Below are 26,763 nucleotides of genomic sequence, written 5' to 3' on the forward strand. Positions count from 1 at the left end.
GCGACCTCACGTTTATTGGTATCACTTTGATTGGGCAATGATACCAGCGTTTGGAGAGAGGCGCGAAGCAGATGGGAAGCAAAAAGCGAGCCGCCTGGTCAAAGGCCAAAAGCGAGTTTTTGGGCGCTGCTACCGGCGGCGATATGAGCGACCTGTTTGCGCGCGAAGACGAGCGCCGCGACGCCCTGAACGCCGAGCGCGATGAAGCCTGGCGCTACAAGTCGTGCGAACGCAAAAACCGTTACGACACGCGCGCCGAGGCCGAGGCCGTTATGGCCGACTGCGAAAACCGCGGGCGGCGTGGTTTGGCCTGCTACAAATGCGAATACTGCGGCGGCTGGCATCTGACGTCGCACCCTTGGAAATAGGCACCGCATCGGCACGGCACCGACGGAGCGCCAACCATCGCACGCAAGCTACGGGCGCGGCGGCACCAAAACATCGTAACGAACGGCCTTGCCCGCAAGTCGATAGCTCGGCTTAACGCCGGCAAGCAGCGAGCCCTTCACCGGCCGCTTGATAACGACCTTGCGCGGATGCACAGCAAGCGCCGCCTCGACCAGCGATTCCTCATCGGTACATGGCTGTTCCAGATGGTGCAAGAGTTGGAACTTCTTTTTGACCGCCGCACTTTTGGTGCGCTCGGGAAACATGGGGTCCAGATACACCACGTCGGGGGCGGCAAGCTCGCCCCGCCCGATCAACTCAGCTACATGGCGAAGACCGGCAATGCTGTCCTCGCCCGCATGAAGGCGCATGCGCGACACGGCAACCGCAAGCGCCGGATCATCTGCTGCGCGATCCAAGGCATCCTTGAGGAGCGCCGCAATCACGCAATCCTGCTCATACAGATCGACGGTAAAGCCCGCGGCAGCCAGCAGCAGCGAATCCTCGCCAAAGCCTGCCGTGGCATCAATCACCCATGGGCGCTCGATGCCTTTTGCGCGCGCAGCCTTTACCAACAGCTCTTGCTGCAGACGGCCCTGTTTGAGCCGCGGAAGCATGCGGCCAAAATCGGCACGCAGCTCCATCGTGCCGTCGGTGAGCGTGAGGCCCTCGGACTTCCCGATCAGCTCAAGCCCCGCGGCTCGAGCAACAGAAAAGGGATCGGCGACGCCCATGGACACTCCTTAACAAACAAACGAATACGCGGGGCGCCGTTTATGCCAGCGCCCAACCATCCGCTATTGTCCCACATGCGACATGGCCCACAGCATCCCAATGCAAAGCACCGCCATCAACCCCGTGCACACGGCAGCGATCACAGAATCGCTCATGCGCCTTCCCAGCGACCGCGGCTCTCGTACTTGCCCTGCTCCGTACATCATGACTCCTCCTTGAGACCAGCTCCTTGTTACGGCCTCATCATCGCAGCGCCGCACATGAGCTGCCATCGATTTGGCTTACGTCCAGCTTTCCTTTTTGAAAGGTTGGACCGTACAGGCAAGAGACGCTTTCAAACGCATGCATCGTCCCGTTGAACTACAATGTGCTTCACGATATGTGCCGTAACCTGGGCGCGACAGATTCTCCGCGCCCGCATCGAAAGGACCAGCTATGAGCGCTGCTCGCAAGACACTCAAAATCCTTGCCCTGATTTATTTTGTTCTGGGCATCGCCAGCCTCGTCATCGGAATTGCCGGCATTGTTACCGGCAATTTTGGATCCGCTTACGGATCGAACGCCACGCTCGCCGCTGTTGTGGTGATTGTTAAGGGCCTTGTCGACCTTGCCGCAGGTGTTGCGGGTATCAAGGGCGCCAACAAGCCTTCGCAGGTGGATGGCGCGTTTAAGCTCGGCATCGTCGCCGCGGCAGCCACGCTCCTCCAGGCCGCGCTCACGCTTCCCGCGCTCGGCGGCAGCTCCGTCAATATCGTCGCCTTTGTCATCGTGGTGTACGACCTGTTCTTTGTTCAGCAGGCGCACGCCGTTAAGGCCGAGAACAAGGACCGCCTGTAAGCGCTCGCTTCTCATAAGCTCTGCAGCCAAGCAACTAAAAAGGGCCGATCGCGCATCTCCGCGGTCGGCCCTTTACGTTTGCCCAGACAAAACCTACCAAAACAAACCTGTCCCTTTTTGGTAGGTTAGTGGCGGTACTCGGCGATGATGAAGTCGATGTCGGTTTGAAGGGTGTCCAAGTTTGCCAGGCGCTCTTTGTCGGCAGGGCGCGTGCGATAGTAGTACGGCGTCATCTGGAACACCGCTTCGATGTCGGCCTGCGTCTGGAGCGTAATATTCGCAGATACCCGCTGCGTTCCGACCAACTCGAGCTCGGTGGTCTGCGGCAGCTTCTCATCGTTAAGGTACGGCGTGTCGTAGAGCACCTCCTTGAGCCCAAAGAGATGACGGGCGCCCGGCACCACGGTGTAGAGCGAGCCCTCGGGCACCAGCACGCGGGCAAATTCGCGCTCGTTAAAGGGAGCAAAGAGCTCGGTCACCATATCGAAGGCGCCATCGGCCACGGGGATATCCTTCATATTGGCCACAAAATAGGTCGCATCGCCGCGCTTGGCGGCCAGGCGCACCATCTCTTTGCCCAAGTCGAACCCGTAAGCGTCCACGCCCGGCACCGCGCCCATGGCGCTGGTGTAGTAGCCCTCGCCGCAGCAAATATCGAGCAAGGCCAGCGGCTTGTCCGACGTAGCCGCGCACCGCTGAGCTCGTTCGCGCACGAGCTCGACCATTGCATCGCGCAACGGCGCATAGTAGCCACGGTTTAGAAAGTCGCGACGACTGCGCGCCTGCGACTTGGGATCACCCATGGAGTCGCCGCTCTTGGACGAGCGCAGTAGGTACAGATAACCCTCGCGCGCACGGTCAAACCGATGCCCGCCCGCGCATGCAGCACCGCGTTCGTCATCCACCAACGGCTCATGGCAAACGGGACACAACAACATGGCAACTCCTTAGCGCGAACAACACAACGCCCACCATTGTCGCACGCCTTCCCCACCTAGTCATTGGGGACGTTCTTGAATGACTAGTTAGAAGAGATAAGGAGTGTCCCCAGCTGTCGACAGAAAAGGTACGTCCCTAAGTGCCGGATGGTTGCATTAGGAGTATCATTGTCTGCGCAAATAAGCACGAAAGAGCATGTTAGAGATTGAGAGCGTATGGCTGATACCGCATCTAAGCACATTGACATGACCACCGGCTCGCTGTGGCGCAATATTCCCCTGTTCGCCTTCCCCGTGGCCGCCACGAGCATCTTGGAGCAGCTGTCGAACCTCATCGCCACGGTCATCATCGGTAACTTCTCGGGCGACCAGGGAACCCTCGCCATGGCGGCGGTCGGCTCCAATGTTCCGCTTACCAGTCTTATGCTCAACCTGTTTATTGGCATGTCGCTTGGCTCCAACGTGGTCATCGCCAACGCTATCGGCCGCAACGATCAGAACATGGTCAAACGCGCCGTCCATACCTCGATTTTAATGGCACTCGTGGGCTTTGTCGTCATCGCACTGGGCGAGATCTTTGCCGAGCCCATGCTCGCCGCGCTCAACGTTCCCGCCGAGACCATGCCGCTCGCCTCACTCTATCTGCGCGTCTTTTTGCTCAGCATGCCCTCGATCTTGCTCTACAACTTTGAGGCCGCGATCTTCCGCTCCGTCGGCATCACCCGCATGCCGCTGCAGGCGCTTGCCGTGTCCACCGTCCTCAACATTGGCCTGGATCTCATTTTTGTCCCCGTACTCCACTGGGGCGTCGCGGGCGTCGCCATCGCCACCGCTATCGCCTACACCGTCAGCGCCGCCACGCTCTTTATCCGTCTGCTCAAGACCGACTCCGTCGTCCGCGTCACCCCGCGCGACCTGGCTATCGACCCCGTCGCCCTCAAGCGCATCGTCAAGATCGGCCTGCCCGCCGGCATCCAAAGCGCTGTCTTTGCCGTCGCCAACATCATCATCCAGTCTGCCATCAACAGCCTGGGCACCGAGGTCATGGCAGCATCGAGCGCCGCCATGAGCCTGGAGTACGTGTGCTACAACCTGCTCAACAGCTTTAGCCAGGCTTGCACCACCTTTGTGGGACAAAACCACGGTGCCCGCCAGATCGACCGCTGTACCAAAACGCTCAAGGTCTGCCTAGTCGAAGGCGGTATCGTCGCACTCACCACAATTATCGTTATTGTTGGCCTGGGGCGCGAGATCTTGTCGCTGTTCAACAGCGATCCCAACATCGTCTCGATCGGCTATATCCGCGTATGTTCGATCTTCCCGGCGTACGCCTTTAGCATGTTCTACGAAAACATGTCGGGCTACCTGCGCGGCTTTGGTATCTCGCTCACGCCGGCCCTCATCACCATGATCTGCGTCTGCGGCATCCGCTTCTATTGGGTGTTCTGCGTGTTCCCGCACTTCCGCACCTTTGCGAACATCATGATGGTCTACCCCATCAGCCTGGGCACCACGGCATTCTTTATGGTCGTGGCGGTACTACTCTGCCACCCGGCACGCACCTATCGCGCCACCCAAGCCAAAGCGACAGCCCGCTAAACACCGCACTCAACGCCACGCCAGTCATTAATTGACAATATGCGAGCTCATATAGTCGATAAAGCGCCTCGTGGCGATAGGCATGGTGTCCCAGCTGCGCCAGGCGGCCACCACGTCGCGCGAGGGGGCATGCACGATGGGGCGTACGCGAATATCGGCCCGCATGCCCTCCACAGTACGACGGTAGAGCATGCTCACGCCCAGGCCCTCCTCCACCATCGCCATGATGGTGTAGTCGTCGGTCACCTCACTCGTCACGTGCGGCGACAGCCCATGCGCCGCAAATGCATCGAGCACCAGACTCTGTTCGCCCTCATCCAACAGTACAAACGGCTCGGACGCCAGGTCGGCGAGCGTCACCTTTTCCTTTGCCGCCAGCGGATGCGCGGCCGGCAACAATGCCACCAACTCGTCGTGATAGACCACGCGCTTCTCGAGCCCAGCGGTAAATCCGCGCGCCGTAAAACAAAAATCAACCACGCCATCGTGCACCCATTGAGCGTTGCGCGTGTAATCGCCCTGCTTGAGGGTGAAGCGTACGCCCGGGTGCAGCGCCCCAAAGTCGCGAATCACACGCGGCAGCACGGTACGACTCACGTTGGTAAACGTCGCGATGCGAATATCGGTCGACGAAAGCCCCAGCAGCTCCTGGCGCTTGCCCTCGAGCTCGGCCTCGGCGGTCACAATCTGGCGCAGGTACGGCAGATATTGTTTACCGTCGCGCGTAAGCGAAACGCCCTGCTTACCGCGCTCGATAAGCGTGGTGCCCAGCTCGCGCTCGAGCGCCTTGACGGCCTGGCTCACTGCACTTTGCGTATAGCCCAACTCGTCCGCCGCGCGTTTCAGGCTGCCGCAATCGACCACCATACAAACAATCTGATACCGCGATGCCATCGTGCCTCCACATCAATGCAGCCGTAAAACGTTTTGCCAGCGCTTTTTCTGCCAACATTAGCGTTTCTTAATCATACTGAAGATACATTCGCTTTACTACATCAATATCTGGGAGCAGAATCCTTTTTACGAAACCGTTCTGTAACAAAAGGAGTCCCATGGATCGCAAAAAAGCAATCGCGCTCTCATTTTCCGTTCCCGTCGCATGGGGCTTTTCGTACCCCCTCATGAAGATCGGCATGGACAGCATGAACGCCACGAGTATCGTCGCGCTGCGCTGCATCATCGCCTTTGCGGCTTGCCTGCTGCTCTTCCACAAGCACGCGTTGCGCATCAACCGTGACCTTATGGTCCGCGCCGCCATCATCGGCGCCATTATGGCAACCGAGCTCACCTGCATGTGCCTGGGCTCCAGCCTCACCTCCGCCTCCACCGCCGGCTTTTTGCAGAGCCTGACGGTCGTGATCGTGCCGTTTGCCAACGCCGCCCTGCTGCGTCGTGCCCCCGAGCGCAAAGTGCTCATCGGCACCGCCATCGTCACCTGCGGCATGCTGCTGCTCTCGGGCGCCGACTTCACCAGCCTGAACCCGGGCGCGCTCATCATGCTGCTCTCCGCTTTTGTCTATGCCGGCCACATCATTGTGGCGAAGCGCTTTGTCGAAGATGTCGACCCGCTGGCTCTGGGCGTTTGGCAGTTGGGCTTCGGCGGCCTGTTCTCGGGCATTGCCGCATGCGTCTTTGGCGGCTTCACGCTTCCCAGCACGCCGAGCGAGATCGTCGTTGTCGTCGCGCTCGCACTCATCTGCTCTGCCTACGGCTTTATCACCCAGACGCTCGTGCAGCCCCACGTGCCCGCCGAGACCACCGGCTTTGCCTTCTCGCTCGAGCCGGTATGCTCCGCCGTCTTCTCGTTCTTCCTGGTCGGCGAGGTCCTGAGCCCCATCGCCTTCTTTGGCGCAGCCCTCATCCTCACCGGCGTCATGGTGGCAACCGTCGAGCTTCCGCGCCTCCGCGCACATGGACAGGCTCGCATGGCAGGAGCGCCCGAGCACGTCTCGTAGATCCTACTCTTCATACAGCCGTGGCATAAAGGCAACCGGTGCGCCTTTACAATAGATGCCAACAAAGCATCTGACGTAAAGGAGCCCCATGGACGCCGCGACCCGCGACCGCAACATAGCAACTTGGTTGGGCGATGCGCCGCAGCCGGTACGTGACACTACGAACCAGCTGCTCGAGCGCATCGCCCTTTTGCGTACCGAGCAGACTATCTACCCGGCACAAGACGACATCCTCAATGCCCTCGCTTACACGCCGGCCGACCAGGTCAAAGTTGTCATCTTGGGTCAAGACCCCTATCACGGGCCCAACCAGGCCATGGGACTGTCGTTCTCGGTCCCCGCGACGCAAACCAAGTTGCCGCCGAGCCTGCGCAACATCTATAAGGAGCTCAAAGCCGATCTGGGCTGCCCCATTCCCGCCACGGGAGACCTAACCCCATGGGCACAACAGGGCGTCCTGCTCCTCAACACTACGCTCACCGTGCGCGAGCATGCCGCCAACTCGCACGCCAAACTGGGCTGGAGCACGCTCACCGACTACGTTATCGAACGCTGCTGTCAGCTGCCCCAGTCGGTAGTCTTTTTGGCATGGGGCCGCTTTGCCCAGCAGATGGTCGAAGGTAAGCTCGTCGCAACTGGCGCGGGCAAGGCAACCGACAAGTTCTGTCTGGCCTCCACGCACCCCTCGCCGCTTTCGGCCAACCGTGCCACGGCAGAACTCCCCGCCTTTATGGGATCGCGCCCCTTCTCGGCAGCCAATCGGCTACTCGAACAGCACGGCTCGACCCCAGTCAACTGGACTTGCCTCGGCTAAAAACCGATACATCAAAAAAGCGCCCGACGGCTTCCCATCGGGCGCTTTTCCTATTCGGGCCAAATAAATTGCGTGCGGCCGGCCTCGCCGCCATCGATCAGCAGGCTCTGCCCGGTCATAAACCGGTTGGTCACGCCCACAAAGTAGATCCACTCGGCAATCTCTTGGGCAGTGGCCCAGCGCCTAAGCGGCGTGAGCTCCATAATCTGGTTCCACAGATGTTCGTCTTCCATCACGCAACGGTTGAGCGGCGTGATAACGCCACCCGGGTCCACACTGTTGGCGATGGCCTGCGGCGCCAGACGGTTTGCAAGGTTCTTGGTGTAGGCGATAACGCCGCCCTTGCTGGCGGCATAGGCGGGAAACTCCGATCCCGTATGCCCACTCGCCGACCCCACATTGACCACGGATTTGATAGCCGGCGCCGGCTTGGCGGCAAGCCCCTCCCCCACAAAGGCATAGCGCTCGGTCACGTTGATGGTGCCACACAGGTTGGCGGCGATGTCGTCGGCCGAATCCTGCGTACCGGCAACGTTCACGATCACCTGGGGTTCAAGGTCACCTGGAAACGAGTCAGGCTCGCGGACATCAACAATCAGATGGCGGTAGCACTCGTGTTTGATCGCCGCCGGCAAAAGATCAAAGCCCACGACCTCGTGGCCCTCGTCCAAAAAGCGCTGCACGCACGCGGCTCCGATACCGCCCGAAGCGCCCGTGATCAAAACCCGCATACTTGCTCCTTAGGCGGTTGCGTGGCGCTCGAGGTACTCGGAACCCACATTCTCGCGCTCCCAGCCGCGCACGACCTTGTAGCCCACGGGGCTCAGGAAGACCTCGCACAGTAGCTCGGCAACAGCGCCGGTCAGCGAGCACATAAGAACCTGCACCCAGGTCCAGCCAAAGAACGTGTGACTCACCACAATGGCAAAGACCAGGTTGTCGATAAACTGGCCAACACCCGTAGACACATAGGAACGGAAGGCAAAGCTCGCAAAGTTATTCTTTTTGAGCATACGGCCGAGCGACTGGTTGAGCGTGGAGTTAACCACGGCAGAAACGAGCATTGCCAGCGAAGAGCCCAGCACCACGTACCAGGTGCCGCCGATGGTGGCGTTAAGGGCAGTGTTGACCTCAATCATGCCCGTGTCGTAGTAGGCGCCCCACATGCCGGGCGTGAGCGAGCATGCCCAAAAGCACAGGCTCACGGCCAGGTTGACCAGCAGCGCGAGGATAGAGATTTTAATGGACGCCTTGGCGCCAAAGCGCTTGCAAATCATGTCCTGGCACAAAAACGAGACCCAGCTCACCACAAAGCCGCAATCGAGCGCCAGATACGGCAGGCTGATAAGCTCCTTGTTGGCCAGCAGGTTCATCATGATGACACTCACGAAAAACAGCGAAACCGTTGCCGCGGGAATGCTCCGCAACAGGACCTTGTAGTCCTCCATGACCTTCTTGATCATTATGTACTCCTTTGGTTTTAGGTTTAACGAGCAGGATATCGGACCCGAACTGCTCGGACGCCCCGGTCTTGAGACGACGGTGGGTATGATAGCCGCTCGCGCGGCATAAGGCAAACAAACGGCGCGGCAGCCCCACAGGACCACCGCGCCAATGCGTTAAAAGGCTACGTTGCCAAACTCCGACAGGATCAGGTCGGGGTTGTGGTCGGTTGCCCAATCCACGTTCCACGGGCTCGTGAACAGCAGTAGCTTACCGCCGCGCATGTCCTCGACACGCAGCGTGTCGCGCATGAGCGAAAGGCCCGGGATATCGATAGTATCGGGGTCGTTCTGGATCCAGCGGATGTCCGTATAGGGCAGCGGCTGGCGACGAACCTCAACACGGTACTCAGCCTTGAGGCGGCGCTCGAGCACCTCAAACTGCAGTACGCCGACCACGCCCACAATGACGCTCTCCATGCCGGCACCCAGCTCGCGGAAGATCTGGATGGCGCCCTCCTGGGCAAGCTCCTCCATGCCCTTGACGAACTGCTTGCGCTTGAGCGTGTCGACCTGCGTAATGCGAGCGAACATCTCGGGGGCAAACGTCGGGATCTGCGGATACTGCACGTGGCGCTTGCCGGAGCACACGGTGTCGCCGATGCTAAAGATACCCGGATCGAACAGGCCCACGATATCGCCCGCGTACGCCTCGTCCACGATGGCGCGGTCATCGGCCATCATCGACGTGCCCGTGGCAAGCTTGAGCTTGCGGTTGCCCTGCACGTGAAAGGCATCCATGCCGCGCTCGAACTTACCCGAGCAAATGCGCACAAAGGCGATGCGGTCACGGTGGTTCTTGTCCATGTTGGCCTGAATCTTAAACACAAAGCCGCTAAAGTCGTCGCGGCAAGGATCGACCGGCTCACTGGTGAGCGTATCGGTATAGGCGCGCGGCGTCGGGGCCAGACGCAGGAACTCCTTGAGGAAGGGCTCCACACCAAAGTTGGTGAGCGCCGAGCCAAAGAACGCCGGGCTCAGCTTGCCGCAGGCCACGGCATCCAAGTCGAGCTCGTCGCCGGCGCCATCGAGCAGCTCGATATCGTCCATTAGGTTCTTATGGTTCTCCTCGCCAATGAGCTCATCCATGGCGGGGTCGCCCAGCTCGGCCTCGACCTCGGCGACCTTCTTGGTGGCGTTGGCGTGACCATCGCCCTCAAAGGCGATAACGCGACGGGTCTGACGATCGAACACGCCGCGGAAGTTACGACCGCTGCCGATCGGCCAGTTCATGGGATACGTATTGATACCCAGGACATTCTCGATCTCTTCCATGAGCTCAAACGGGTCGCGAGCCTCGTGGTCGAGCTTGTTCACAAAGGTGAAGATGGGAATGTGACGCAGCGTGCAGACCTTAAAGAGCTTTTTGGTCTGGGCCTCGACGCCCTTGGCGCCGTCGATGACCATGACAGCGGCGTCGGCGGCCATAAGGGTACGGTAGGTATCCTCCGAGAAGTCCTGGTGGCCGGGGGTATCGAGGATGTTGACGCAGGCGCCGTTGTAGGTGAACTGCAGGACCGAGGAGGTAACGGAAATACCGCGCTCCTTCTCGATGTCCATCCAGTCCGAGACGGCATGCTTGGCCGAGCTCTTGCCCTTGACCGAGCCGGCGGTCTGAATGCTGCCGGTATAGAGCAGCAGCTTCTCGGTAAGCGTGGTCTTACCGGCGTCCGGGTGGCTGATAATCGCGAATGTGCGGCGCGACGAGATTTCATCCGACAGGCTTGCCATGCGGATCCTTTCTTGCATTGAGTGCATTACGTCGTTGTAACCGCACTATTGTAGCCGCGAAATCCCGCCATAGGGCACCTATCAGGACAAATTCATCAGTTGGGGCCTAGGGTAGCAGTCGATGGCGGCACTCCGCAGCAGTTTGTCTCGATCTGTAACATCTAGACGGTTTTTGAACCTCTACCTGTTACAGATTAAGACAAACAGGTGGGCGTCCCAGAAAGATCTCGATCTGTAACATCTAGCAGCCAAAAACTTCTCCAGTTGTTACAGATTGAGACAACCAAATGGGGTCCGCCAGCAAAATCTCAATCTGTAACAGGTAGCCGTCCAAACCGGTTCCAGATGTTACAGATTGAGATGAATGAACGAGCGGACAATCCCTATTTACCTCTTGCATAACTGTATATAGTGTATATATACTGTGCTTACCGGTTATATACACGTGTAGCCCATCAGCTAAGGAGCCGCTGTGGACATCATCCTATCCAATTCGAGCGACAAGCCCATCTACGAGCAGATATCTTCGCAGGTTAAAGCACAGATACTCTCGGGCGCACTCGCTGCGGGAGCCAAACTCCCCAGCATCCGTGCACTCGCGAGCGATCTTGGCGTGAGCGTCATCACCACCAAGCGCGCCTACGCCGACCTGGAGCAGCTCGGCTTTATCTGCACCGTGCAGGGCAAGGGCTGTTTTGTCGCCGAAGGCAACCAAGAGCTCTTGCGTGAAAACCAGCTCTGCCATATCGAAGAGCTGCTCGCGAAAGCGGCAAGCCAAGCCGAGGCCCTGGGCGTCACGCGCGACAAGCTGCACGAGATGCTCGACCTGGTAGCCCCCGAAACCATGCAGTAGCCATCTGCAAGAAAGGCTATACCATGCAAAACCTTTTAGAACTCAAAGGCATCTCACGCCATGTGAGTGACCGTTTTTCGCTGCGCGACGTCACGCTTGCCGTGGAGCCTGGCCAGATCGTCGGCTTTGTGGGTGCCAACGGTGCCGGCAAAACAACGACGATTCGAGCCGCGCTTGGGCTTATCAAACTCGATGCCGGCGAGGTACACCTGTTTGGGCAGCACTGTGGCGCCGACGCACCCGGTGAGGCGCAGCGCTGCCTGCGTTCCCACATCGGTCTTGTCCTGGACACGTGCCCCTTCCCCTCCACGCTCAAGGTGGGCCAGATCGAGTCGCTCGTAGGCCCAGCGTACCCCACGTGGGACCGCGAAACGTTCGCCCGATTCATCAACCGATTTGGCCTCGATCCCAAGACAAAGGTCAAGGACCTCTCCCGCGGCATGGGCATGAAACTGCAGCTTGCCTGCGCACTCAGCCACAAGGCCAAGCTGCTCGTTTTGGACGAAGCCACCGCGGGCCTCGATCCCATGGCACGCGAGGAGCTGCTTGATGAGCTGCTCGCCTTTGTTTCCGACGGCCTGCACAGCGTGCTGCTCTCGAGCCACATTACGTCCGACCTCGATCGTGCTGCCGACCGCGTCATCTGCATCGATAACGGCTCGATTGTGTTTGACCTGCCACGCGAGGACATTACCGACCGCGCCGGCATCGCCCACTGCACCCAAGCGCTGGCCGCCGAGCTTATGGCTTGCGTCGAAGGTGCCCATGCCGCCCGCCACGCCTATAGCGTGGACGTGCTCGTGCCCAACCGTCGCGAAACGCTCGAGGCCTTTCCCGAGATTCCCTGCGATCGGGCAACCATTGATGACTATCTTCGCCTCACGCTGAAAGGGGCTTCGAAATGAAACGCGCCTTTATGTCCGAGCTCGCCATCGCTCGCACGCTCATCCCGAGCATTGCGGGCGTCGGCCTGTTCATCTTCGTCGTGCTGACCCTTGCCAACGCATCGGACGGTGATTCCGGTATGAGCGCCGGCGCCTGCGCGGTCAGCGCCATGTCGCCCATCATGATCATGAACTCACTGGCTGGCTACGATAACCAAAACGGCTGGGAGCGCTATCGGGCAACGCTGCCGTTCTCGCGCAAAGACATTATTTGCGCACGCTACCTGTGCATCGTTGTCTTCTCGGTCGTCATGGCATGCGCGGCTACGCTTCTGAACATCCTCGCCCTTCCGCTCTTCGACCCCATGGGCATCCCTTCGACATGCCAGACGATCTTTGAAATCGCAATCGCCTCGGCGGCATCGATGCTCATCTCCCTCATGATGGTATTCTTGACACAGCCGCTGTTCTTTCGCTTTGGGCACATGGAGGCGCTGCGCCTTTCCCTTGGCCTGTTTGCCCTGTTTGGCTGCGGCACCATGGCAATGCTGGGTTCCTCCAACCCCATCAGCAACTGGCTCATGTCGATTGCCGGAGCGAATCCCGATCCCGCCGTTCTTGGCTGTCTGTGTGCAGGAATTGCCGTACTGGCCCTCGCGCTATGTGCAATCAGCTGCACCGTCAGCACCAAGGTTTACCGAGCACGCGATTTGTAAGCACGCGAGTCTCGATCTACGAAGGGCGTGATCGCCCCCTCCCCGCCAATCCGTGGCAAACGGCATGTCCCCGGCGTGCGCCACCGTACTACTTGCGCAGCGGCTTGGGCAGCGGAATGCCAGCGGCGATAACGGCGGCGATGATCATGCAGACGATACCCTTGAGTGGGAAGCACATGAGCAGCAGGCCCACGACCATGACCGGCTGACGCATGACCGCACCCATCGTCGATGCCGTGCAGACGGCGACGCAAAATACCGGATCGGCGCCGGTGAGGATGGCAAGGCCGTAGCCCAGGCTTACGCCCGAGAAGATGACGGGAAAGAAATGGCCGCCGCGCCAGCCCATATTGATGAGGGCGGGGGTCAGCATGGCCTTAACCAGACCGGTCGCGATGAGCACGCCGGCGGGGATGGTCAGATAGGTTTCCATGAGCACGTCGGCCTGCGTCTCGCCGGCAAACATGGTGAAGGGCAGAGCCGTACCGCAGGCGGCAAGTACCAGACCGGCCAGCATTGCCTTGGCGATGGGGCGCTCCCCCATCGCGTGCGCCAGGGCCTCGCTCGCGTGCTCCGAAACAAAGTACAGCCAGCCGCAGACCGTACCGACGAGCGACAGGGGGATAAGCCAGGCAAGTTCCAGGTTGCCCACCTCGGCGGACTCGAACCTGGGCATGCCCATGCCGCCGCCCACAAGCTGGCCAAGCAGCAGGTAGGCACCCAGACCGCTGGCAATCGCAATGCCATAGACCACCGTCTTTTGCGCCTTGGGCAGCTTGATGGTGATCTCGTCGGACGCGGACTCATTGTGGGCGTCTTCGCCCTGGCCGTCAGCGCTACCGGCGAGCGGCGCCACAAAGCCAAAGACGGGCGCGGTAAAGAGCGCCGTCAGGGCAGCCTGGGTACCCAGCAGTGTGAGCTCCCTAAACTCGGCGCCAAAGCGGCGCATGCGGTCGCCAACCCAGCTGCACAGACCCGCGATAACGCCGGTCAGGCCCGCCTCCGGTCCAATACTTCCGCCAAACAGCAGCGGCAGCAATGCCGCGAGCGAAAGCTTGCCCAGGTTGTCGTACGGGTAGCGCCCATCTTGCTTGACCTTAGCCATCACCTGATTGAGGTTATCGGTCTTGGCGCCCGTAAGCTTTTCGTACAGACCGATTAACAGGCCGCCCAGCAGGCAGACAAAAAACGGGTACGGCAGAAAGCCAAACGGGCCGCTGGCGAGCTCGGGCGAAGCGACGCCCAGTGCGTGCGGGATCTCAGTCCATAGATAGTCGATGCCGTGCTCCATCGCAAAGAAGAACAGCCAGACTGCGGCGCCCGCGAGTGCGCCGGTCACGGCAACGCTAACTAAAAACAGCACGCGGTTTGTGGGTTTGGCAAGGTTATCCATCGGGTCCTCCCGCGGTCAAAGTCGACATAGATGCGTTTTATTGTAGAGCGAGCGTCGCCCGAACGAGCCAACCATCTGCGCTGCAAACGGCACCATTGGGAGTCATAGTGGGGCAGGCTCAAGCCTTATCCGTTGATAATCGAGGCGATCTCGCGCAAATCGTCGGCAAAGTAGATGCCGTGCTGGCGCCTCGGGCTCGAAAGCCCTTTATCAATCATGTGCCCGAGCAGCGCCTTGAGGTCGTTGTAGTAACCGTCCAGGTTATACAGGATGCACGGAGCACTCAGGTGCCCCAACGACACCGCGGACATAACCTCGGCAATCTCCTCGAGCGTGCCCGTCCCGCCGGGAAAGGCAATGAAGGCATCACCAAGCTCGATCATCTTGGCTTTACGCTCGGCCATATCGCTCGTCACGATGAGGTCGTCGATTCCGTCATGTTGAAACTCGGCCTCGATAAAAAAGCTCGGCTCAACACCCGTCACATGTCCACCTGCCTCGAGTACGCTATCGGCGAGCGCGCCCATCAGTCCCGACTTGGACCCGCCGTATACCAGCGCGTGTCCGTTGGCGCCAATCCAGTTGCCCAGCTCCTGCACCGCGGGCAGAAACGCCGGGTCATTACCGACGCTGGCACCCAGATACACGGTGATATTCATATTCAGTCCCCCTCGTCGTGACGCGCGACGTCCGTTCTAGCGTTGGCGTCGGCGATATTCGCGCACGCGGCGCGACAGGTCGGCGAGCTCGTCACGATCGAGTTCCTCCAAATGCTCAAGATCGTCCATAAAGCGCGCCATGGTGTCCTTTTGGCGCAGCTTGATGAGCGTATTGCAGTAGTTCACCGCCACGCCCGTAAGCATGGCGATATAGAAGATACTGATGACGCTTAGGATGACGGTAATGCCGCGGGCAACCGGCGTTTCTGCCGGGATATCGCCAAAGCCGATCGTCGAGACCGTCTCAAAGCTAAACCACAGGCCATCACCAAAGGTGAGGGTCGTAGGCTCGGACAGCCAGACAGCCGTCGAGCACAGCAGGTAAAAGATAAGAAACAGGCCCGTGATGCGTGCAAAGCCAGCCTGTCGCAGCACATCGGCAAGCGTCCTCAACCTGTTCATCGCGACCCCTTTTCCCAGACACCCAATCTCGTTCGCTCGGTATTGTCCCACAACCGGCAGTTAGGGACGTTCCTTTTGTGCCAGCAGAAAGGGACTGTCCCCAACTGCCGGGCGGGAGCGTTTAGCGGTGCAGCTGCCGACTGGGCAGGCTGAGCTGGTATCCTTATGCGGTAATGTCTCGATTCGTTAGGATTGCACGTGAGAGCTGCCACTGTCCTTCGTTCAGTTATATATCGCGCCCTGACCATTGTGCTTGCCGCGCTTGCCGTGCTGAGTTCTATCGCGCCTGTCCAGGCTTTTGCCGATGACTCTAGTCAGCAAGTCAAGACGGTCCGCGTTGGTTGGCTCGTCAGCAACGAGGGCTTCCAAGACGGCACCCCCGGCGAGCGTCTCTCGGGATGGGGTTACGAGTACCTCCAGACCCTGTCATACTACACGCCCGGCTGGCGGTACGAATACGTCTCCGGCACCTTCACCGAGCTTATGGACATGCTCGAGGCGGGCGAGATCGACCTCATGCCCAACATCTCCTACTCCGAGGAACGCGCCCAAAAGCTGCTCTTTTCCTCGAACCCCGAGGGCACCGAGCGCTACTACATCTACGCCAGGCCCGACCGTGACGACCTCGCAAAGGGTGACCCTCAAGCACTTCAAGGTCTCACTATCGGCTGCAACCGCGGTGTTATGCAAACCCTCGTCGGCCAGCAGTGGCTCGCCAACGAAGGCATTACCTGCACCTATAAAGAAATCGACACTGGCAGTGCCCTCTTTGACGCGCTCGCAAACAACGAGGTCGATGCCATCATCATGAACGACACGACCTCGTCGCCCAGCGCCTCCCCCATGTTCTACATTGGTTCGAGCGACTACTATTTTACCGTCCCCAAAAGCCGCCCCGACCTGATGGACGACATCAATGCCGCCATGTCGGCAATCGCCCGCGTCAACCCACGCTATATCGACGAAGTCAAATCTAACTACTCGGCCCAAAACAGCGGTTCATCATCGCTCAACGGCCCCGAACGTTCCTGGCTCAAAGCAAATGGCAACACCATCACGCTCGGCTACATTACGGGCAAACTCCCCTACTGCAACGAAGACGAAAACGGCGAAATGGAAGGCTCGCTCGCATCGCTTGCGACGACGCTGCACGATAAATTTGGCATTACGGTCAAAACCGTCCCCTTTGATAGCTACAAGATGATGTCAAAGGCCCTGTCAAAGGGAAGCATAGACGTTGCGCTGCCGGTATACCGAGATTACTGGTTTGCCGAGCAATCAGGCGTTGTGCAGTCGGTATCGTTGGGGACCGTGTCCCTCACCGCCATCCACACCGACGGCAATCTGAACAAAGACCTTCAGAACATCGCCTGCACTAAATCATCGTTTGTCAACCAAAATGTACTTGAAAGTCTGTTCCCCACAGCGACCGTGACCGAATACCAATCCGACGATGAAGCGTTCGACGCCCTCAGGAAGGGAACGGCGCACTGCATCGTCGCTCCCAGCTCACGCATAAAAACCATCGGCGATCGTCATGATCTCGAAGGCTACGAGACGGTCGAGCTCCCTGACACCTGTGAGCTCTCGTGCTGGATTTCGCGCGGAAAGCCCGAGCTGCTGGGAATCATCAACAAGGGCATCATCAATGCCGGAGAATCGCTCTCCGCAAGCAATTACTCCTCCACGTCGTACACGGCCCAGGAATCAAACACGCTTCAATTCCTTTATCGCAACCGTGCCGCCGTTGCAGCTACCCTCATCGGTATGTTGTCGGTCGGCATCGTCCTGCTCATCTGGGCGCTCGCACGCGCTCGAACCGAGCGCAAAAAAGCCGATGCTGCCAACGCCGCTAAGACGGCATTCCTCACGCGCATGAGCCACGACATCCGAACGCCGCTCAACGGTATCCTGGGCCTTATCGAGATCGAGGAATTGAAGGAAGGCGATATCCAGGTCGCCCGCGAGAGCCGTGCCAAGGCGCGCGTTGCCGCCAATCACCTGCTCTCGCTGATCAACGACATCCTCGAGATGGGCAAAATCGAAGACCGCAAGCTAACACTGGAGCATACGCCTTTTAACCTCAAAGAGCTCTGTGACAATACGCTGGTGCTGTGCAAGCTCCGCGCGTCCAGTAACGGCATCACCATGCAGGACAATAGTCTGCCGTACGCCACGGGGCCATACATGATCGGCAGTCCCACCCATATCCGACAGATCATGATCAACCTGTTAGACAACAGCATTAAGTACAACAAGCACGGCGGCTCCGTCACCTTTAGTTCAAAGACCAAGCCACTCGATAACGGGCGCGCGCTCTTTTGCTTTAGCGTTTCGGATACCGGCATTGGCATGACTCCCAAGTTTTTAAAGCATATCTATGAGCCGTTTGCCCAAGAAGGCGACGATGCGCGCAGCAGGTTCCAAGGAACCGGCATGGGCATGCCAATCGTCAAGTCGCTTATTGAACTGATGGGCGGCACCATCGAAGTCACCAGCGAACTCCATGTGGGCACCACGTTCTACGTGGAAATTCCGCTCGATATCGACAAGAACCCCCGGGCGCGGGCGAATACGGTCGAGAGGGCGCTCGACTGCTCGCTCGCCGACATGAACGTGCTGCTCGCCGAAGACAACGAATTGAATGCCGAGATTGCCCAGGCGCTGCTAGAATCCGAGGGCGTCGTGGTCACCCGCGCCGTCAACGGCAACGAAGTCGTCGATCTGTACCTGTCTCATCCCGCCGGCAGCTTCGATGCGATCCTGATGGACATTATGATGCCGGACATGGACGGTTACGAGGCAACCCGCGCGATTCGCCTGAGCGAGAAGGTCGATGCAGCCGATATCCCCATCATCGCGCTCACCGCCAATGCCTTTGCCGAGGACGCCAAGGCGGCACACGACGCCGGCATGAACGCCCATCTGTCCAAACCGCTCGACTTTAACAAGCTCAAAAACATACTCGCCCGCATCAAGAAAAACGGATCCGTTTCGCTATAGTTTGTGCTCAACCACCACGCACGACCAGAAAGGAAGCCAACGATGTTTAGGCCCTTACGTCGAAAGAAACGCGCCATCACTGACGAGGAAGCGCGCGAACTGCTCGCTACCTGCAAGCGCGGCGTCTTTGCCGTCAACGGCGACGATGGCTACCCGTACGCCATTCCCGTCAACTACTTCTTTGACGCCGAGCACGACAAGATTTATTTCCATGGCGCCAAAGCCGGCCACAAGGTCGACGCACTCAAGCGCGATGACAAGGTCTGCTTTACCGTTTACGGCAACGAGTGGCACAAGGACGGTGACTGGGCTCCCTACGTTATGAGTACCGTGGTCTTTGGCCGCTGTCGCCTAGCGAACGACACTCCCGCGTTTATCGAAGACAAAGTCCGCCAGCTCGCCCTTAAGTACTACCCTTCTGCCGAAGAAGTCGAAGAGGAAATCGCCAAAGACATCAAGGGCGTCCAGCTCTACGAGATTTCGATTGAGCATCTTTGCGGCAAGCAGATTCAAGAAAAGTAAGCCCCTCAGCAGGCCTCATCAATAATAATATGGCCCGGTTCCAACCCACCTTGGAACCGGGCCATATGCTTATGAAGCGTCGGCGGCGATGTGCGCTAGCGCCTCGACGAGCTCTTGCGAGCTCACAGGTTTGCTCAGGTGCGCGTTCATGCCCGCCTCACGCGAAAGCCTACGGTCGTCGGCAAAGGCGTTGGCACTCACGGCGATAATCGGCGTGGTCGCGGCATCCTCGCGATCGAGTGCTCGAATCTGACGCGTGGCCTCAAGGCCATCGATGCCAGGCATCATGATGTCCATCAACACCACGTCGTACTCGTGCAGTGCGCTCGCGGTAAACATCTCGACGGCAGACTCACCATCCTTAGCATGCGTCACGATGGCACCGGCACGGCTGAGCGTAAACTGCGCGATCTCGGCATTCAGATCGTTATCCTCTACGAGCAAAACGCGCAAGCCCTGGAGCGCATCGCCGTCTCCCGCATCCGCGGGAACTGCCTGAGGAATCTCGGAGCGGTCGCACTTCTCGAACGGCAGGCGAATGGTAAACGTCGTCCCCTGCCCCAAGACACTCGTAAAGCTCATGGTTCCGCCCATAAGCTCGACCAGCTGTTTTGCGATAGGCGCGCCCAGGCCAGTTCCCGACGAAGCGCCTTCCACCTGCTGCTCCTCGCGGCAAAACGGCTCGTAGAGGTGCTTTTGGAACTCCTCGCTCATGCCAATACCGTTGTCGGCGATCGTGTATTCATAGACGGGGACGCCATCCGCTGGCTCCACCTCGCGGCACACCAGGCGGACATAGCCGCCCTGGCGGTTGTACTTGACGGCATTGCCGGCAATATTGAGCAACAAACGCTTGAGGTGCGTCACGCTCACCCGCGCATAGGGATGATTAAGCGTCTGCTGGTCGGAGATAATTGTCACCAGACGCTCCTCGGCCTGGCGCTCCAGAATATCGCGCACTTCACAGTTGAGGGCCACCAAATTTATGGGCACGAGGTTCAGGTCGACCTGCCCGCTCTCCAGGCGACTCATATCGAGCGCCTCGTTGGCAAGGTCGAGCAGCAGTCCCGATGCCGTCCAGATTTTTGAGCGGCACTCAGTCTGCTTTTGCAGATCGTCCGCATTGGCATCGCCAACCTCGACCATGCCGCGAATGCCGTTGATGGGCGTGCGCAGATCGTGGCTCATGCGACGCAGAAACTCCGTCTTTGCCGAGTTGGCAGACGAGGCCTCACGCGCCGCCTTTGCCAGCTTGTCGCCATAGTCGCGCTCCTGCTGCAGCAAGTCCGTCAAACGTCGACGATCAGCGCGGCGACGCACCGTCACAACAACGGCTATAACACCGCCGTAGAGCACCAGCACGCCGGCGGCAACAGCCGCGGCGACCTCAAAGTAGCGCTGCGCCGAGGCATAGGTGTACACATAGAATTTGTGCGCTTTTCCAAATGTGCCCAAATACCACTCGCCGTCGGCGTTAACCAATCTGACCTTACCAGCCAGGCATCGATCCTTAATACCGTCGACAATAAAGACATCCGTCGCAGGCAGATCGAACACGCCCAATACGGTGGGTTCAACGGCATTGGTCGCAACGACCTTGCCGTCGCTTTCGATCACGATATTGCCGCTATCGATGGTTTCATAGCCATCAAGCAGGCTCTGCAGTTTGAGTGTATTGCTTGCAACCGCTTTCGCGCTCTGATGCCTTACCGCGATAACGATGCCCTCGCCATCCTGCCGAGTCACGCAGCCAATGTCTGCAACCGAATCATCCGCAAGCGTAATACTATCGGTATAAGACTTAAGCGGATGGGTTGCCACCTCCAACACGGGCGCTTCTTTGAGATACGTAGCAAGCGACTCGTAGCCCACGCCATCCGTCGAGGACTCGGACACCAAGTTGCCCGATGCGTCCGTCACGATCAGCGCACTCACGTTGAACTGGTCAGCATATTGCTCCAGCGCGGCGTTATCCACCGAGCCGTCGCGCTCCATATCGCGCGCCGCCTCTCCGGCGATCTCCATAACGCGAATCAGGTTTTTGGTCGTATAGGCGCTATTGAATGCATCGTAGGAAAGGCTCTGCGTCGCCACGTAATCGACAACGTCGGCAAAGCGCTGCTCGGCCTGGGCTGTCGTGTAACCGTAGCTCATCATGCCGGCAACAACCGAGAGCGCTATCCCCAACAGGGCGGCAATGAGCCATACCCATGCCGAACGATCGTCCCGCTCCTCTACGGCGTGGTCGGGCGCATCGATCATGACAGGCCCTCCGTATTCAAAAATGGTGCAGGGTCATCAAAGTACTTTGACACCAGGCGTTCCATGGTGCCATCGACAAGCATTTCTTGGTAGGCATGGGTGAGCTTAACGTCGATGCCGCGCGTATCGTTGAGATCGAAAGCGGTGCCCAAACCAACCTCCAGCAGCGGCTCATCCAAAATGCGATACGTCACACCATAGTCTTTTTCGTAGGTGAGCAGCGAAGACTCATGCGCGGCGATGGCGTCGACCAGGCCCTCGACGAGCGCCGGGTTCAGGCATGAGCGGTCCGAAAAGCTGTAGAGCTCCTTGATCTGCGGAACGTTTTCATTTGTACGATTGAGCAAAATGTCCTCGGGCTTGGTAGTGGACTGGACCGCCACAACCTTGTCCTCAAGATCGGCAAGCGTGTAGATATCGCTCTGGGGATCGACCGCGACTACCTGGCGGCTCGCAAGGTACGGGCCGGCCCAACGATACTCGTTCTCGCGACCCGTCATGCTAAAGCTGCCCATGACGCAATCGAGCTCGCCGCTCGCCAGCAGCTCTTTCTTCTTTTCCCAATCGATCAGCTGGTATTTTGGCTTGTAACCAATGCGGGCCAAAGCCTCGGTCAATATCTCGACATCCAGGCCAACGATATCGCCGTACTCGTCGGTATACACAAACGGTGGATAGAGGTCGCTGCCGACGTTGAGCGTCGTAAGGTCGTCGTCTTTGACTTGCGAGGCGTCCAGACCTTCTAATGCAGACGTCGAGGCTCCGTCATTCGACCCGGAACAGCCGGCTATCGCTACGACAAAGGCACACACTACCGCAAGCGCAACAAACAACGATATGGCAACCGAGCGGCGAGGTCTTTTCATCGAGCTCCAGACGATCCTATTCACGGACTGAAATGCTAAAAAAATAATAGCAAATGAAATCACTCGAGCGCCCAATGGTTACAGACGCCTTACCGTACGGGACCTTCCCGCCGACGCGGCAGAAGGCCCCGCGCGAAGCTCTCATTTACCGTGCATTAAAAACGTAGTGGTCCAGGCGGTCGCACGCCTCTCTCACGCGCGAAAGCGGCAGCGCCAGATTCACGCGAATGTGGCAGGGTCCGTGGAACGGGCGGCCGTCCTGATACCCCACGCCCACGCGCGCTCCCTCGTCGAGCAGCCACTGAATATCGCGGCCATGCTCGCAGCACCACTCGGCGCAGTCCAGAAACACCATGTACGTGCCCTGCGGACGCGAATAGGACACGCCCTCAAAATGCTCGTCCGCGTAATCGCAGAAGTACTCGATATTGCCGGCAAGCACCTGGTTGAGCTCGTCCACCCACTCATAGCCCTGCGGCTGGTAAGCACCGATAAGCGCATGCATGGAGAGGACATTCATCTCGTTGTAGTGGGTCTTGTTGGACACGGCGCACACGCGGTCGCGCAGCGTCTCGTTATAGATGATGTGATAGCTGCCGACCAGACCCGCCAGGTTGAACGTCTTGCTGGGCGCGTAGAGGGCAACCGTGCGCATGCGGGCATCCTCGCTCACCGACTGCGTCGGGATATGCTTGTGCCCCGGCAGGATGATATCGGACCAAATCTCGTCCGAGATCACCACGCAATCGTGCTGGCGATAAATGTCCATGGCGCGCTCAATCTCGTCACGCTCCCACACGCGGCCGCAGGGATTGTGCGGCGAGCAGAACACCGCGGCATGGATGTGGTTTTGGGCGAGCTTGCGCTCCATGTCCTCAAAGTCCATGCGCCACACGCCCTGGTCGTCGAGCTTAAGCGGGCTGTGGACAATGCGATAGCCTGCGGCTTCGATAGACTTGGTAAAGCCGATGTAGGTGGGGCTGTGGACCAGCACCGCATCGCCCGGCTGAACATACGCACGCAGCGTCGACACGACACCGCCCAGCACGCCGTTTTCGTAGCCGATATGCTCAAGTGCCAGGCCCTCGACGCCATTGCGGCGACTCTGCCATTCGATGATGCAGTCAAAGTACTCGTCGCGCGGATTGAAATAGCCAAACATGGGGTGCTGCGCGCGCTGAATGATGTGCTCCTGGACCGTGGGCACCGTGGCAAAATTCATGTCGGCCACCCACATGGGGATGCGGTCGAAGCCCTCGTCGGGTGCGTTCGGAGCCATACCGGGAATTTCACCCCAAGAGTCAACGGCGATAGAGTCCATGCCGTGGCGGTCGATAAGCAAGCTAAAGTCGTATTTCATGCTGAGCTCCCGTGCAAAGCGGATTGTTTCGGTAGGCGTTATTGTCCACCAGCGCGGGCGGTTTTGGCGCGGGGTTTGGCGCTTAATTTGACGGGTGCGGACGAATGGCTGGTTAGTCTTGCGCGTCGTTGACGGCGACTACGGTTAGCTGGGTTTCATCGACTGTAAAAGATATGTCGAGCCCGGCGAAGGCCAGATGATAGACGCGGTTTGGCTCGTGCTTGCTGCCCGCGCGGCGCGGATCTTGGCGAAGGACTTCGACCAAGCCGGGGAGCTTTGCGCTTGGGACTTTGTCTTGTAGTGTTTGCGGGAACTCGACGTCGAGCTCTTGCCACGGGGCGTCCTCAATCCAGCCGCCCGTTGCATCCGGGTGGCAGTCCGCAAACGGAATGTAGGGCTTAATGTCGTAGATGGGCGTACCGTCGCGCAGGTCGGCCCCCAGCACATGGATGATGGGACCATCGTCGGTGAGCTCGACACGATCGAGCTTGACACAGGTAAGACCGATGGGATTAGGGCGAAACGGACTGCGTGTGGCAAACACGCCCACGCGCTCGGCTCCACCCAGACGCGGCGGGCGCACGGTTTTCGACCATTTTGCGTTGGTGCCGGACCTGCCCCGCGTCTTGGCATCGGCGGCTATGTCCTTAGCCGTGCCGCCGGGCGTTCCGTTTTCGAAGCGCCAGAGCAGCCACAGGTGAGAGAAAGAATCCAGACCCTCAACCGCCGCACTGGAGGCAAATTCCGGCTCAAAGACGATGCGTCCCTGCAGATGGGGCGCCAAAAAGCTGTTGCGCGGAATGCCGAACTTCTGCGGCAGGTCGGTATGTATGTGTGCGATAGGTTCCATGCCGGTCATTGTACGGCATGAAGGCGTGAGGCGTTGTGCGCAATTCTTCGCCGCGGTCCTCCGTCGTGCAACCAACGGTTGCTTGGAAGGGCGCCTGCCGCCGCGTATGCTTAAGCCATCAACCAGCAGAAAGGAGCCGCTATGGCCTTTGCAGAAAAGCTCATCGCCGTCCGTCGCGCCCATCACCTTACCCAGGAGCAGCTCGCCGCCAAGCTCTTCGTCACACGCCAAGCCGTCAGCCGTTGGGAGCGCGGCGAGGTCACACCGGGCATCGACATGATGAAGCTCATTGCAGCCGTAACCGGAGAACCCCTGTCTCACCTGCTCGAAATGCCCGAGCACTATTGCCAGAGCTGCGGCATGACACTCACGCCCGACGACTGCGGCACCGATGCTGCGGGCACCGCGACCGACCATTACTGCAAGTGGTGCTACGACCACGGCAAGTACACCTACGAGACCACGATGGAGGCGATGATCGAGGACTGTGCCCCACGGCTGGCGCAAAACACCGGCATGTCGCTCGACGAAGCCGTCTCGCTCATGGGCGCCGTCCTGCCGCAACTGGAGCGCTGGCGCACCGTGCAGGAAAACGAGGAGCGCTACGGCGCCGAAGCCCGGAAGCGCTACGGCGCCGAGGCGATCGACGCAGCAAACGAAGCACTGCTGGACATGGACCCCGAGACATGGAACGACATGAAGGAACTTGAACGCGCTATTCTGGGCCAACTCTCGATTGCCATGGGCGATGGCGATGCGAACGGAAGCGAGGCTCGCAAGCTTGTCGCGATGCATCGTCGTTGGATTGGTCTCAACTGGGGACGCGAACCCCAGAACGAAGCGTACCTGGCCCTCGCCCACGGCTATCTTGCCGACCAGCGCTTTATCGACTACTACGACAAGCCCTGCGGCACCGGAGCTACGGCGTTTCTGGTCCAGGCCATCGAGTCGTCTTTGGCGCGTGCATAGACCGCGGCGGCTTTGGGTATTTCAATCAAAACCGCAACCGATTGGAGACCTATGGCTACTAATCATGAGCTCGCACTATTCGTTATGACCGGCTGCCCGTACTGCATAAAGGTCAAGCGTTTCCTTGCCGATAACGGCGTGACCATCCCCGAGCGCAATATCTCGACCGATTCCGATGCCGAACAGACACTCATCGCCGTCGGCGGAAAGCGCCAGGTTCCCTGCCTGTTCATCGACGGCAAGCCACTCTACGAATCGAGCGACATCATCGCGTGGGCGCAAGAGAACCTGCTCTAGTACGCGCATCCCGTCCGTCCAAGGCCCCACCCCATACGGCCTAAACATGTACACCAGCATCCAAAGTCGACATTTTTCGACATCTTTGGATGCTGGTGTACAGCTTTTGCAACATAGTCATTGGGTGTTCTTAAATGACTAGTCGTTAAAGAACGTCCCCGATGTCTAACTAGCCGCGGAAGCGAGCTATGGGTGCGAGTGGCTGCTCGCGAAAGACGCGCTCGACGGCGGCGCGATATTCGTCGACTTTTTTGGTCTTACGCACGAGCTTGTGAACGGTAGCGGGGTCAGCGAAAGCGCACTTGGCGTAGAACCACCACTCCTTCATACGAAAGACCGCGTTGCCGCCAATCTCTTCTGCATAGACCGCAAACAGAGTGTCGTGGAAACGCTGCAGTTCGGCTGCCGTGGCAGCAGGACCGCCCTTAACCATGCGAGCCAGCGCGGGGTTCGCGAGCAGGCCACGCCCTAGCATTACATGGCGCGTGTCGGGATAGGCCTCCGCCAGCGCGTCCATATCCTCAAGATCGAAAATGTCGCCGTTATAGGCCACCGGAAACGGCGCACGCTCCAGCGTCTCGCCGTAAAACTCCTTGCGCGGCGAGCCCGTATAACGGTCCTTCTGTACGCGCGGGTGCACAATCAGCTCTGCCAACGGCATGCGGCAATACAGATCGAGCACACGTTCATACTCGTCATCGCGTTCCAACCCCAGCCTGGTCTTTACCGACACCGGCAACGGCGACCGCTCGCACACATCGCTTAAGAACGTCTCGAGCTCGTCGAGATTGCGCAAGAAACCCGAGCCCTTGCCCTTGGCAACAACCGTACCCGAGGGGCAACCCAGGTTGAGATTGACCTCGCGGTAGCCCATGTCGGCAAGCACTTGTGCCGCCCACACAAACTCGTCCGCATTCTTGGACATCAGCTGAGGCACCACGTTGAGCCCCTGGTTATTTGCAGGATCGATCTCCTTAAACGCCTTGCCGCCAAAGCGGTTTCCCACCCGCGGCGGCGGCAAAAACGGCGTGTAATAGCAATCGAGCGCACCGAAGCACTCCGCATGCACGCGACGGAACACATGCCCGGTAATCCCCTCCATGGGGGCCAGCGAAAGGATCATCTACTCTTCTCTCATATCAACGAACGTGACAAAGGGACTGTCCCTT

General features: G+C 59.2%; 26 protein-coding genes. 12 read left to right on the forward strand and 14 right to left on the reverse strand.

Annotated elements, in window-relative coordinates; translation table 11 throughout:
* The first annotated feature begins 71 nt into the window (after nucleotides 1-71).
* A complete protein-coding gene (locus AB5758_RS01890; protein ID WP_006234539.1) occupies nucleotides 72-368 on the forward strand; it encodes a hypothetical protein in 297 nt (98 codons plus the stop codon).
* A gap of 48 nt (nucleotides 369-416) precedes the next feature.
* Here the strand turns inward: AB5758_RS01890 and AB5758_RS01895 are convergent, their stop codons facing one another.
* Nucleotides 417-1,121 carry a class I SAM-dependent methyltransferase gene (locus tag AB5758_RS01895; RefSeq protein WP_368141157.1) on the reverse strand — a complete coding sequence of 235 codons (705 nt, stop codon included), beginning with the start codon at nucleotides 1,119-1,121 and terminating at the stop codon, nucleotides 417-419.
* Between the two features lie 436 nt (nucleotides 1,122-1,557).
* Here AB5758_RS01895 and AB5758_RS01900 point away from each other — a divergent pair, with 436 nt between their 5' ends.
* Nucleotides 1,558-1,959, forward strand: coding sequence for a hypothetical protein (locus AB5758_RS01900; protein WP_368141158.1), 402 nt, complete (start codon nucleotides 1,558-1,560; stop codon nucleotides 1,957-1,959).
* 125 nt (nucleotides 1,960-2,084) lie between these two features.
* Here the strand turns inward: AB5758_RS01900 and AB5758_RS01905 are convergent, their stop codons facing one another.
* Nucleotides 2,085-2,897 carry a putative RNA methyltransferase gene (locus AB5758_RS01905; RefSeq protein ID WP_368141159.1) on the reverse strand — a complete coding sequence of 271 codons (813 nt, stop codon included), beginning with the start codon at nucleotides 2,895-2,897 and terminating at the stop codon, nucleotides 2,085-2,087.
* Nucleotides 2,898-3,113: 216 nt separating this feature from the next.
* On the opposite strand from AB5758_RS01905, the gene AB5758_RS01910 reads away from it, so the two are divergent.
* Nucleotides 3,114-4,496 (forward strand): MATE family efflux transporter, encoded by a 1,383-nt coding sequence (locus AB5758_RS01910; protein WP_195621471.1) that lies wholly within the window; start codon nucleotides 3,114-3,116, stop codon nucleotides 4,494-4,496.
* Between the two features lie 27 nt (nucleotides 4,497-4,523).
* Here the strand turns inward: AB5758_RS01910 and AB5758_RS01915 are convergent, their stop codons facing one another.
* Entirely contained in the window at nucleotides 4,524-5,390 is an 867-nt protein-coding gene (locus AB5758_RS01915) for a LysR family transcriptional regulator (RefSeq protein WP_271757054.1), read from the reverse strand.
* A 158-nt stretch (nucleotides 5,391-5,548) separates the two neighbouring features.
* Here AB5758_RS01915 and AB5758_RS01920 point away from each other — a divergent pair, with 158 nt between their 5' ends.
* Together AB5758_RS01920 and AB5758_RS01925 are read left to right on the forward strand one after the other, a co-directional pair.
* Nucleotides 5,549-6,451, forward strand: a complete 903-nt coding sequence (locus AB5758_RS01920; protein WP_368141160.1) for a DMT family transporter — start codon at nucleotides 5,549-5,551, stop codon at nucleotides 6,449-6,451.
* Nucleotides 6,452-6,539: 88 nt separating this feature from the next.
* Nucleotides 6,540-7,265, forward strand: a complete 726-nt coding sequence (locus AB5758_RS01925) for a uracil-DNA glycosylase (RefSeq protein ID WP_368141161.1) — start codon at nucleotides 6,540-6,542, stop codon at nucleotides 7,263-7,265.
* A gap of 50 nt (nucleotides 7,266-7,315) precedes the next feature.
* Here AB5758_RS01925 and AB5758_RS01930 read toward each other — a convergent pair whose 3' ends face one another.
* The 3 genes from AB5758_RS01930 to AB5758_RS01940 all read right to left on the reverse strand — a co-directional run bounded on the left by AB5758_RS01930 (nucleotide 7,316) and on the right by AB5758_RS01940 (nucleotide 10,498).
* On the reverse strand, nucleotides 7,316-7,996 hold the full coding sequence (locus AB5758_RS01930; RefSeq protein ID WP_368141162.1) for an SDR family NAD(P)-dependent oxidoreductase: 681 nt from the start codon (nucleotides 7,994-7,996) through the stop codon (nucleotides 7,316-7,318).
* A 9-nt stretch (nucleotides 7,997-8,005) separates the two neighbouring features.
* Complete coding sequence (locus tag AB5758_RS01935) at nucleotides 8,006-8,728, reverse strand: VUT family protein (RefSeq protein WP_022093974.1); 723 nt, start codon at nucleotides 8,726-8,728, stop codon at nucleotides 8,006-8,008.
* Between the two features lie 156 nt (nucleotides 8,729-8,884).
* Nucleotides 8,885-10,498: a peptide chain release factor 3 gene (locus tag AB5758_RS01940; RefSeq protein ID WP_368141163.1), complete on the reverse strand. Its 1,614-nt coding sequence runs from the start codon at nucleotides 10,496-10,498 to the stop codon at nucleotides 8,885-8,887.
* A gap of 472 nt (nucleotides 10,499-10,970) precedes the next feature.
* Here AB5758_RS01940 and AB5758_RS01945 point away from each other — a divergent pair, with 472 nt between their 5' ends.
* Genes AB5758_RS01945 through AB5758_RS01955 form a run of 3 tightly spaced genes read left to right on the forward strand, consistent with a single transcriptional unit; the run spans nucleotide 10,971 to nucleotide 12,951 of the window.
* A complete protein-coding gene (locus AB5758_RS01945; RefSeq protein WP_117746148.1) occupies nucleotides 10,971-11,351 on the forward strand; it encodes a GntR family transcriptional regulator in 381 nt (126 codons plus the stop codon).
* A 23-nt stretch (nucleotides 11,352-11,374) separates the two neighbouring features.
* Complete coding sequence (locus tag AB5758_RS01950) at nucleotides 11,375-12,256, forward strand: ABC transporter ATP-binding protein (protein ID WP_368141164.1); 882 nt, start codon at nucleotides 11,375-11,377, stop codon at nucleotides 12,254-12,256.
* Nucleotides 12,253-12,951: an ABC-2 transporter permease gene (locus AB5758_RS01955; protein WP_368141165.1), complete on the forward strand. Its 699-nt coding sequence runs from the start codon at nucleotides 12,253-12,255 to the stop codon at nucleotides 12,949-12,951. The genes AB5758_RS01950 and AB5758_RS01955 overlap by 4 nt, the downstream gene beginning before the upstream one ends.
* 88 nt (nucleotides 12,952-13,039) lie before the next feature.
* Here AB5758_RS01955 and AB5758_RS01960 read toward each other — a convergent pair whose 3' ends face one another.
* The 3 genes from AB5758_RS01960 to AB5758_RS01970 all read right to left on the reverse strand — a co-directional run bounded on the left by AB5758_RS01960 (nucleotide 13,040) and on the right by AB5758_RS01970 (nucleotide 15,465).
* Nucleotides 13,040-14,344 (reverse strand): chloride channel protein, encoded by a 1,305-nt coding sequence (locus tag AB5758_RS01960; protein ID WP_225093284.1) that lies wholly within the window; start codon nucleotides 14,342-14,344, stop codon nucleotides 13,040-13,042.
* A 125-nt stretch (nucleotides 14,345-14,469) separates the two neighbouring features.
* Nucleotides 14,470-15,003 carry an LOG family protein gene (locus AB5758_RS01965; protein WP_225093283.1) on the reverse strand — a complete coding sequence of 178 codons (534 nt, stop codon included), beginning with the start codon at nucleotides 15,001-15,003 and terminating at the stop codon, nucleotides 14,470-14,472.
* 36 nt (nucleotides 15,004-15,039) lie between these two features.
* On the reverse strand, nucleotides 15,040-15,465 hold the full coding sequence (locus AB5758_RS01970) for a potassium channel family protein (protein ID WP_225093282.1): 426 nt from the start codon (nucleotides 15,463-15,465) through the stop codon (nucleotides 15,040-15,042).
* A gap of 198 nt (nucleotides 15,466-15,663) precedes the next feature.
* Here AB5758_RS01970 and AB5758_RS01975 point away from each other — a divergent pair, with 198 nt between their 5' ends.
* A complete protein-coding gene (locus AB5758_RS01975) occupies nucleotides 15,664-18,468 on the forward strand; it encodes an ATP-binding protein (protein ID WP_368141166.1) in 2,805 nt (934 codons plus the stop codon).
* Between the two features lie 42 nt (nucleotides 18,469-18,510).
* On the forward strand, nucleotides 18,511-18,990 hold the full coding sequence (locus AB5758_RS01980) for a pyridoxamine 5'-phosphate oxidase family protein (protein WP_270225690.1): 480 nt from the start codon (nucleotides 18,511-18,513) through the stop codon (nucleotides 18,988-18,990).
* Nucleotides 18,991-19,059: 69 nt separating this feature from the next.
* On the opposite strand, the gene AB5758_RS01985 is transcribed toward AB5758_RS01980, so the two are convergent.
* From AB5758_RS01985 to AB5758_RS02000, 4 genes are all read right to left on the reverse strand, one after another.
* Nucleotides 19,060-21,252: a hybrid sensor histidine kinase/response regulator gene (locus AB5758_RS01985; protein ID WP_368141167.1), complete on the reverse strand. Its 2,193-nt coding sequence runs from the start codon at nucleotides 21,250-21,252 to the stop codon at nucleotides 19,060-19,062.
* Nucleotides 21,249-22,118: a substrate-binding periplasmic protein gene (locus tag AB5758_RS01990; protein ID WP_368141168.1), complete on the reverse strand. Its 870-nt coding sequence runs from the start codon at nucleotides 22,116-22,118 to the stop codon at nucleotides 21,249-21,251. The genes AB5758_RS01985 and AB5758_RS01990 overlap by 4 nt, the downstream gene beginning before the upstream one ends.
* A 145-nt stretch (nucleotides 22,119-22,263) precedes the next feature.
* The gene (locus AB5758_RS01995; protein ID WP_368155336.1) at nucleotides 22,264-23,478 is read right to left on the reverse strand and encodes a MalY/PatB family protein; all 1,215 of its coding nucleotides are present in this window, start codon (nucleotides 23,476-23,478) and stop codon (nucleotides 22,264-22,266) included.
* 112 nt (nucleotides 23,479-23,590) lie between these two features.
* Nucleotides 23,591-24,328 carry a tRNA (N6-threonylcarbamoyladenosine(37)-N6)-methyltransferase TrmO gene (locus AB5758_RS02000; protein ID WP_368152420.1) on the reverse strand — a complete coding sequence of 246 codons (738 nt, stop codon included), beginning with the start codon at nucleotides 24,326-24,328 and terminating at the stop codon, nucleotides 23,591-23,593.
* Nucleotides 24,329-24,469: 141 nt separating this feature from the next.
* Between AB5758_RS02000 and AB5758_RS02005 the strand changes: the two genes are divergently transcribed.
* Both AB5758_RS02005 and AB5758_RS02010 read left to right on the forward strand, forming a co-directional pair.
* Nucleotides 24,470-25,297: a TipAS antibiotic-recognition domain-containing protein gene (locus tag AB5758_RS02005; RefSeq protein ID WP_368141171.1), complete on the forward strand. Its 828-nt coding sequence runs from the start codon at nucleotides 24,470-24,472 to the stop codon at nucleotides 25,295-25,297.
* Between the two features lie 51 nt (nucleotides 25,298-25,348).
* Nucleotides 25,349-25,594, forward strand: a complete 246-nt coding sequence (locus AB5758_RS02010) for a glutaredoxin family protein (RefSeq protein ID WP_368141172.1) — start codon at nucleotides 25,349-25,351, stop codon at nucleotides 25,592-25,594.
* Between the two features lie 169 nt (nucleotides 25,595-25,763).
* On the opposite strand, the gene AB5758_RS02015 is transcribed toward AB5758_RS02010, so the two are convergent.
* Nucleotides 25,764-26,717 carry a tRNA dihydrouridine synthase gene (locus AB5758_RS02015; RefSeq protein WP_368141173.1) on the reverse strand — a complete coding sequence of 318 codons (954 nt, stop codon included), beginning with the start codon at nucleotides 26,715-26,717 and terminating at the stop codon, nucleotides 25,764-25,766.
* Between the last annotated feature and the right edge of the window lie 46 nt (nucleotides 26,718-26,763).

The sequence above is a fragment of the Collinsella aerofaciens genome, assembly GCF_040926405.1.
Classification (GTDB): Bacteria; Actinomycetota; Coriobacteriia; order Coriobacteriales; family Coriobacteriaceae; genus Collinsella.

Coding starts and splice junctions, on each gene's coding strand:
- AB5758_RS01890 (WP_006234539.1), top strand. CDS start 72: ATGGGAAGCAAAAAGCGAGCCGCCTGGTCAAAGGCCAAAAGCGAGTTT.
- AB5758_RS01895 (WP_368141157.1), bottom strand. CDS start 1,121: ATGGGCGTCGCCGATCCCTTTTCTGTTGCTCGAGCCGCGGGGCTTGAG.
- AB5758_RS01900 (WP_368141158.1), top strand. CDS start 1,558: ATGAGCGCTGCTCGCAAGACACTCAAAATCCTTGCCCTGATTTATTTT.
- AB5758_RS01905 (WP_368141159.1), bottom strand. CDS start 2,897: ATGTTGTTGTGTCCCGTTTGCCATGAGCCGTTGGTGGATGACGAACGC.
- AB5758_RS01910 (WP_195621471.1), top strand. CDS start 3,114: ATGGCTGATACCGCATCTAAGCACATTGACATGACCACCGGCTCGCTG.
- AB5758_RS01915 (WP_271757054.1), bottom strand. CDS start 5,390: ATGGCATCGCGGTATCAGATTGTTTGTATGGTGGTCGATTGCGGCAGC.
- AB5758_RS01920 (WP_368141160.1), top strand. CDS start 5,549: ATGGATCGCAAAAAAGCAATCGCGCTCTCATTTTCCGTTCCCGTCGCA.
- AB5758_RS01925 (WP_368141161.1), top strand. CDS start 6,540: ATGGACGCCGCGACCCGCGACCGCAACATAGCAACTTGGTTGGGCGAT.
- AB5758_RS01930 (WP_368141162.1), bottom strand. CDS start 7,996: ATGCGGGTTTTGATCACGGGCGCTTCGGGCGGTATCGGAGCCGCGTGC.
- AB5758_RS01935 (WP_022093974.1), bottom strand. CDS start 8,728: ATGATCAAGAAGGTCATGGAGGACTACAAGGTCCTGTTGCGGAGCATT.
- AB5758_RS01940 (WP_368141163.1), bottom strand. CDS start 10,498: ATGGCAAGCCTGTCGGATGAAATCTCGTCGCGCCGCACATTCGCGATT.
- AB5758_RS01950 (WP_368141164.1), top strand. CDS start 11,375: ATGCAAAACCTTTTAGAACTCAAAGGCATCTCACGCCATGTGAGTGAC.
- AB5758_RS01955 (WP_368141165.1), top strand. CDS start 12,253: ATGAAACGCGCCTTTATGTCCGAGCTCGCCATCGCTCGCACGCTCATC.
- AB5758_RS01960 (WP_225093284.1), bottom strand. CDS start 14,344: ATGGATAACCTTGCCAAACCCACAAACCGCGTGCTGTTTTTAGTTAGC.
- AB5758_RS01965 (WP_225093283.1), bottom strand. CDS start 15,003: ATGAATATCACCGTGTATCTGGGTGCCAGCGTCGGTAATGACCCGGCG.
- AB5758_RS01970 (WP_225093282.1), bottom strand. CDS start 15,465: ATGAACAGGTTGAGGACGCTTGCCGATGTGCTGCGACAGGCTGGCTTT.
- AB5758_RS01980 (WP_270225690.1), top strand. CDS start 18,511: ATGTTTAGGCCCTTACGTCGAAAGAAACGCGCCATCACTGACGAGGAA.
- AB5758_RS01985 (WP_368141167.1), bottom strand. CDS start 21,252: ATGATCGATGCGCCCGACCACGCCGTAGAGGAGCGGGACGATCGTTCG.
- AB5758_RS01990 (WP_368141168.1), bottom strand. CDS start 22,118: ATGAAAAGACCTCGCCGCTCGGTTGCCATATCGTTGTTTGTTGCGCTT.
- AB5758_RS01995 (WP_368155336.1), bottom strand. CDS start 23,478: ATGAAATACGACTTTAGCTTGCTTATCGACCGCCACGGCATGGACTCT.
- AB5758_RS02000 (WP_368152420.1), bottom strand. CDS start 24,328: ATGGAACCTATCGCACACATACATACCGACCTGCCGCAGAAGTTCGGC.
- AB5758_RS02005 (WP_368141171.1), top strand. CDS start 24,470: ATGGCCTTTGCAGAAAAGCTCATCGCCGTCCGTCGCGCCCATCACCTT.
- AB5758_RS02010 (WP_368141172.1), top strand. CDS start 25,349: ATGGCTACTAATCATGAGCTCGCACTATTCGTTATGACCGGCTGCCCG.
- AB5758_RS02015 (WP_368141173.1), bottom strand. CDS start 26,717: ATGATCCTTTCGCTGGCCCCCATGGAGGGGATTACCGGGCATGTGTTC.